Origin of the sequence: Streptomyces sp. P9(2023) (assembly GCF_032436795.1) — a bacterium.
GTDB lineage: Bacteria > Actinomycetota > Actinomycetes > Streptomycetales > Streptomycetaceae > Streptomyces.
In genome coordinates, this window is the sequence record NZ_JAUPWM010000331.1 from 1 (window position 1) to 293 (window position 293).

At 70.0% G+C, this 293-nt stretch carries 1 protein-coding gene; it reads right to left on the reverse strand.

Annotated features, from left to right (window positions below; genetic code table 11):
* Positions 1–101 precede the first annotated feature (101 nt).
* A partial coding sequence (locus Q5762_RS37830) for a hypothetical protein (protein ID WP_315896844.1) occupies positions 102–293 on the reverse strand: 192 nt, incomplete at its 5' end.

The window sequence follows — 293 nt, forward strand, 5'->3', positions numbered from 1 at the left end:
GTCTAGTCCCATCGCGCCGGTGAGGATGTGGAGGGCGGAGCAGGCTCCCGGGGCGGGGGCTCGGCGGTCGTCACCCGCCCCGGGAGCGATCAGGGTGGGTGTCATGCCGCGACCTGGGTGCGTCGCGTGGAGGCGAGGTAGCGCCGCAGGCCGTCGTCGGTGGAGAGGTCGGCCATGTCGTGCCGGTGACGCTCAGACGCCGACAGGGCCTCGCCAAATGTGGACTGCCACCTTCCGATTCGTCCGCAATTGCAGCGCCACATCCAATGAGCGGGCGCGTCTCTCCAGATGCG